Genomic DNA, 5,209 nt, shown 5'->3' on the forward strand with positions numbered 1-5,209 from the left:
TGTCGGCGCGAAGCAGGAGCGCCCCTTGTGGGCGCGACCGGCGCGAGGGACGAGCGACCAGCGGGAGCGAGTCGGTTGGGGAGGTTCGAGGGCTGTGCGGGGCGGTGCGGTCGCAAGTGGTCATGCTCACTCCGCGGTCATAATCGCAGTCGGAACAACGGAGCCAGCGGTCGCGGTCGAAACCACGGAGTCAGCGGTACGTCCACTGTCGAAATAACGAACGGCGAGATACTGTCTACTCCCGTCAAAACGAAGAAGAAATCCGCCACCGAGAAGACCGCCGCCGACGAAGTTCCCTAATCGTCGTCGACGTCCACGTCAGCCTGCGCGTGTCGCTCCTGGGCGCGCTCGATGAACTCCTCGGGAAGCTCGTCGATCTCGCCGGCCTGCACGCCCCAGAGGTGGGCGTAGAGGCCGTCCTCCGCGATCAGCTCCTCGTGGGTACCGCGCTCGGCGACCTGCCCGTCTTCGAGGACGAGGATCTGGTCGGCGTCCTTGATCGTCGACAGCCGGTGGGCGATCGCGAACGTAGTGCGGTCCTCGGTCAGCTTGTCGATGGAGCGCTGGATCAGCATCTCCGTCTCCGTGTCCACGTCGGAGGTCGCCTCGTCGAGGACGAGGATCTCCGGGTCCTTCAGGATCGCCCGCGCGATCGAGAGCCGCTGGCGCTGCCCGCCCGAGAGCTTCACGCCGCGCTCGCCGATCTCGGTCTCGTACCCCTCGGGGAGGTTCATGATGAACTCGTGGGCCTCGGCGGCCTTGGCGGCCTCGACGACCTCCTCGTGGGAGGCGCCGAACGTCCCGTACTCGATGTTGTCCGACACCGTCCCGTAGAACATGAACGTGTCCTGCGAGACGTACCCCAGCTTCTTCCGGAGCGAGGGGATGGTCACGTCGCGGATGTCTTGGTGGTCGATCTCGATCGACCCCTCGTCCACGTCGTACATCCGCAGCAGGAGCTTCAGCACCGTCGACTTCCCGGCGCCGGTGGGACCGACGAGCGCGAGCGTGTCACCGCCCTCGACCTCGAAGTTGACGTCCTCGACGATGGTCTCCTCGTCGTAGCCGAAGCTCACGTCGTCGTACTCGACGTGGCCGTCGGTGACCTCGAGCGCCTGCGCGTCGGGGTCCTCGACGATCCGGGAGGGCGTGTCCATCAGCCCGAACAGGCGGGCGCTGGAGGCGCGAGCCCGCTGGTACATGTTGATGATCGAGCCGAACTGCGCCATCGGCCAGATGAACCGCTGGGTGTAGAGGATGAACGTCGTGAACACGCCGGGGTTGAGCGTCTCCTGCCCGCCGGTGATCCACAGCGGCGCCTCGCCGAGCACCCAGAGGCCGCCGACGGCGAAGGTGATGATGAAGCCGATACCGGCGATGACCCGCAGCGCGGGGAAGAAGAGGATCCGCGTCTCGATGGCGTCCCAGTTGGCGTCGTAGTAGTCCTGGGAGACGTCGTCGACGCGGTCGGACTCGAACCCCTCCGTGTTGAACGTCTTGATGACCTTGATCCCGCCGAGGTTGTTCTCGAGTCGGCTGTTGAGGTGGCCGACCGTCTTGCGCACGGTGGCGTACTTGGGCTGGATGATGTCGATGAACTTCCAGGTGATGAGGGCGATGATCGGCACCGGCAGCAGCGCCACCAGCGCGAGGCGGGGGTTCAGCCAGATCATGATGCCCGCGATGCCCAGCACCATCACCGAGAGCCGGAACAGCGAGTTCATCCCCTCGTTGAGGAACCGTTCGAGGCGGTTCACGTCGTTCGAGAGGATGGACATCATCTCGCCGGTCTGCTTCTCGGCGAAGAAGTCCATGTTCAGCCGCTGCATCTTGTCGTACGTGTCCGTACGGATCGTGTGCTGGATCGTCTGGGCGAAGGAGTTCCAGCCGTAGTTTCGCACCCAGTGGAACGCCGACCCGCCGAAGAAGGAGACGCCCAAAAGCGTGATGGCGAACCAGAACTGCGGCATCGTCTCGGTGGGGATGAAGCTCTGGGGGACCAGCGGGAGGTCGAACTGTTCGGGACCGAAGATCGCGTCGATGGCGATCCCCAGCAGCAGCGGCGGGAGGAGGTCGAGGACCCGGGCGGCGACGCTCCCGAGGAAGCCGATACCGAAGTAGCGGGCGTTGGGCCACCCGTACTCCTCGAACAACCGCCGCATCGGGTTATCCGTCTTCTGACGGATATCCTCGAAGGGATCGTCCTCGTCGGAGGGATGTGACATTGTTCACCGCGACGCAATGCCCCTCAAAAGGTCTTACGAATCGAAACACTCGAACGGCCGGGTGAACCGGTCGAAAACGCCGGTATCGGTCGGGCGGGGCGGGGAAAGGAGTAGCTTGTGGTCGTGTGTGCCAAGAGAACGTGTTACAAGGTCCGGCTCTCGGCGGTCGAGTCGACGCCCGCGGCGTCGAGATCCTCGCGGATCCGAGCGCGGAGGGGGTCGGGTACCGTGTCGCGGCCGACGGGGACCGCGGTCTCGCCGTCGCCTTTGACTTTCCAGTAGAGCACGCAGTCGCTGGGCGCGTAGTACTCGACGCTGTAGCGGTCGCCGTCGCCGCGGTAGTGGACGCGGGCGGCGAACCCCTCGGCAGTCCACCCCTCGCGCTCGGCCAGCGCGTCGACGGCGTCGTACTCGCTCACGCGTCGGCCTCCGTGGTCGGGACGGCGGTTCGGTTCTCCTCGGGGATCACGACGCGGTCGCCGACCGTAATCCCGTGCTTGACCGTGTACTCGTAGGGGATCTCGACGACGTACTTCCCGTACCCCTCGTAGGTGGGACTCTCCTCGCCCTCGGGCGGCACCTCGGCGTGGTGGATGGTCGTGATCGTGCCGTTCTCGGCGACGAACACTATGTCGATGGGGAACGCCATGTCCCGCATCACGTAGCCGTGGGTCGCCTCGCGGGGGTGGACGAACAGCATCCCCTCGTCGGGACCGAGCGCCTTGTGGTTGCTGAGGCCGGTGTAGCGCTCATCCCACGTGTCCGAGACGTCCACCGCGACGGTCGCGAGCTCGGTGTCGTTCTCGCTGTCGACGAACGTGACGGTGGTCTGTTCGGTGTCGTCGAGGACGACGTACGCGCCGGCACCGGCGACGACGGCGAGCACGAGGAGGACTGCGAGCAGGGAACGGTTCCGCACGGCTCCCGAGAGGGGCTACGGGGTGCTAAGCGTTGCGACGGAGAGCGAAATCGTTATTCGCGCGGCGTCGGTGTGTTCGCGTGCGGGCTCGTGGTCTAGTGGTTATGACGCTTCCCTTACAAGGAAGAGGCCGGTGGTTCAAATCCGCCCGAGCCCACTTCTGATTCCTCGCGACGACGAGCGCCAGCGAGGAGTCCGTAGAATCGAAGTGGGCGAGAAGGATTTGAAGCAGGGAGTGAAGCGAACGGATTGAGCGGAACGACCGTGGTTCAAATCCGCCCGAGCCCACTACTTCTGTGCGAACGAAGTGAGCACGAAGTAGTGACAGCGACCCCCAATCCCCCAACTCTACCGTCCAACAGACCTATTGGTGCCGGGAATCTCCCCCGAGTGAGGCCACTCGGCCGAGGAAGAACCACCAATGAACCGGAAACACGTCGCGATCGCGGCGCTCGTCGTCGTGATCGCACTGGGAGGGGTCGCCGCCGCGCTGGTGACCGGGTTCGGCCCGGCCCCCGGCGGCGACGGGGGGAGTGAAGGACCGTCGACGCCGTACGAGAATACGGTCGTCGTCGATGGAACCGACTCGGGCGGGGGTGACGCCGGCAGCGGCGGCGAGGGAGGCGCCACGGCCACCGCGGCGCCGGAGCCGTTCACGTTCGTGATCGAGAACATCACGGAGTGTGGGCAGACGTGCCGGGACGTGAACGGCACTATCGTGAATCAGCAGGACCACACCGCCGAGGACGTCGTGATACGGTCAGAGATCTACACCGACGGCGAGATGATCTGGAGCGGGAGCTCCGAGGTCGGCGACCTGGCGTCGGGGGAGTCCTACACCGACACCAAGCGCGTCGAGCTCAGCTACACCGAGGCGTACCAAGTCCAGCAGAACGACGGGCAGATCGAGGTCAAGACGTTCGTCGAGACCGCGAACGCGACGTACGTGTTCACGGAGACGCGAAACGTCACCTGATCGTCGCCGGCTCGCGGTTTTTCGAAATCCTTAATGCCGGATCGGGCGTTCGTCCGACTGCGCCGCCTTAGCTCAGATTGGGAGAGCACTCGACTGAAGATCGAGCTGTCCCCCGTTCAAATCGGGGAGGCGGCATTTTCCTGCGAACCGACGAGGGAGCGAAGCGGCCGAGCTGTAAGCAGTGGGGGCCAGTTCCTGCGAACCGCCGACCGCCTTCAAGGGGCTTTTTCTGTCGGCGGCCGAAGCCGAACCGACGATGCCCTCCACACGCAGGCGCCTGCTCGCGACCGCCGCGACGGGCGGCACGATCCTCCTCGCCGGCTGTACCGGCCAACTCCCCGGAACCGGGCCACGGCGCGTCGACGCCGTCGAGACCGGCGGCGAGCGCGAACTCGTCTGGCAGTACCCCGCCGCCGAGGTCGAGGAACACGACGACGGCGTGGGGTACGGCTCCGTGACGTTCGAGGGCGACCGGTCCTCCGACGGGGGGTCGGGTCGCCTCGCGTTCGAGCTGAACACGACCGTCGGCGGGATCGCCGCGACCGAGGCGTACACCGACTACGAGGCCGACTGGGCGCGGTTCCGGCTCGGCCCGCCGAACGCCTACACCGCCACCCACCCCTTCGAGATGTGGGTCCAACCACCGACAGGGGGGTTCGACCTCCGGACCGGGTACGACCACCGCGCCGGCCGCCGCGAACTCGTCGTCGAACTCCCCGGGATCGACACAGGCGGCACGATCACGCTCCCGGTCCTGTTCGACCCGAGCGACGACGCCGTTCCGGACCTGTTCCACTGCTCGTTCACGGTCGAAGCGTCCGAGCCCGGCGCATTCGGCGAGACGGTCCGGGCCAGCAGCCGTGGAACGATCGAGATCGCCGCGGCGCGATCGTGATTGCCGCCGTCGCGGCGCCGACGACCGACCGCTCGCCGACCGACCACCCCTCCGAACAGTGACAGCCCCTCCCCACACCACGACGTGCAGCACAGCCGAGAACCGACAGCTCGCCTACGCCGAGTACGGCGACCCCGACGGCGTCCCCGTCCTCTTCCTCCACGGGACGCCCGGCTCGCGCCGGCTCGGAGAAC

General features: G+C 66.3%; 5 protein-coding genes and 2 tRNA genes. 4 read left to right on the top strand and 3 right to left on the bottom strand.

Translation table 11 applies throughout. The features are described from left to right. Positions 1-296: 296 nt before the first annotated feature. The 3 genes from ACFR9S_RS10235 to ACFR9S_RS10245 all read right to left on the bottom strand — a co-directional run bounded on the left by ACFR9S_RS10235 (position 297) and on the right by ACFR9S_RS10245 (position 3,144). Positions 297-2,225 (bottom strand): ABC transporter ATP-binding protein, encoded by a 1,929-nt coding sequence (locus ACFR9S_RS10235; protein WP_379731700.1) that lies wholly within the window; start codon positions 2,223-2,225, stop codon positions 297-299. 143 nt (positions 2,226-2,368) lie between these two features. Next, positions 2,369-2,644 carry a DUF7538 family protein gene (locus tag ACFR9S_RS10240; protein WP_379731701.1) on the bottom strand — a complete coding sequence of 92 codons (276 nt, stop codon included), beginning with the start codon at positions 2,642-2,644 and terminating at the stop codon, positions 2,369-2,371. Beyond that, positions 2,641-3,144: a DUF192 domain-containing protein gene (locus ACFR9S_RS10245; protein ID WP_379731703.1), complete on the bottom strand. Its 504-nt coding sequence runs from the start codon at positions 3,142-3,144 to the stop codon at positions 2,641-2,643. The genes ACFR9S_RS10240 and ACFR9S_RS10245 overlap by 4 nt, the downstream gene beginning before the upstream one ends. 84 nt (positions 3,145-3,228) lie before the next feature. Between ACFR9S_RS10245 and ACFR9S_RS10250 the strand changes: the two genes are divergently transcribed. From ACFR9S_RS10250 to ACFR9S_RS10265, 4 genes are all read left to right on the top strand, one after another. Then, positions 3,229-3,301: transfer RNA gene (locus tag ACFR9S_RS10250), tRNA-Val, on the top strand. A 264-nt stretch (positions 3,302-3,565) separates the two neighbouring features. Continuing rightward, complete coding sequence (locus ACFR9S_RS10255) at positions 3,566-4,120, top strand: FxLYD domain-containing protein (RefSeq protein WP_379731704.1); 555 nt, start codon at positions 3,566-3,568, stop codon at positions 4,118-4,120. 61 nt (positions 4,121-4,181) lie between these two features. Beyond that, positions 4,182-4,255: transfer RNA gene (locus ACFR9S_RS10260), tRNA-Phe, on the top strand. A 121-nt stretch (positions 4,256-4,376) separates the two neighbouring features. Then, on the top strand, positions 4,377-5,015 hold the full coding sequence (locus ACFR9S_RS10265) for a hypothetical protein (protein ID WP_379818557.1): 639 nt from the start codon (positions 4,377-4,379) through the stop codon (positions 5,013-5,015). Positions 5,016-5,209: the final 194 nt, after the last annotated feature.

Origin of the sequence: Halolamina salina, assembly GCF_042678005.1 — an archaeon.
Lineage (GTDB): Archaea > Halobacteriota > Halobacteria > Halobacteriales > Haloferacaceae > Halolamina > Halolamina salina.